This window comes from Frigoribacterium sp. Leaf8, from assembly GCF_001421165.1.
Lineage (GTDB): Bacteria > Actinomycetota > Actinomycetes > Actinomycetales > Microbacteriaceae > Frigoribacterium.
This window is the reverse complement of the sequence record NZ_LMKB01000010.1, coordinates 1-544: the sequence shown is the minus strand read 5'-3', so window position 1 is coordinate 544 and position 544 is coordinate 1.

Below are 544 nucleotides of genomic sequence, written 5' to 3'. Positions count from 1 at the left end.
CAGTGCTGTCGATCGCATTCCTTGTCCTTTTGCTCTGGGCCTGGGGCGACCTCGCTGCCGTGGTGTCTTGGCTCCGAGGGCTTCGACGGACTTAGCCTGCGTCACGGCGGTTGAGGACCCCACGGTTCGTCCTAGATGTCGATCGTCTATCGGGCATGCGACGGCCCGTGCCCGCTTGTCAAGGCAATCAAGACTGCGCGAACCAAGCGACCATGCAAACCAGCCCCACAACAGCAATAGAGACCGTAAGCACAGCGAGGCGGAGGCGACGCTCTTTCGACACCGCCTTGCCACCACTGAAGCGAGCGGCCGTGACTACGTTCATCCCAACGGCGACGACGACGCACACAAGCCCGATCACTAGGAGAAGATCTGCGGGTGCCATGGCACTCATCTTGCTCTACCACCTCGCCTGGCCTCGCGTGCCCGGCCTCGTTCCACCTGCTTTTAGCTCACCTCATCGGCGCATAGCCCGGCAGGCGATCCCCTATCGGGCATGCAGAAACGATCGTTTGTGACTAGCGCCGACGAACACCACGAGCGG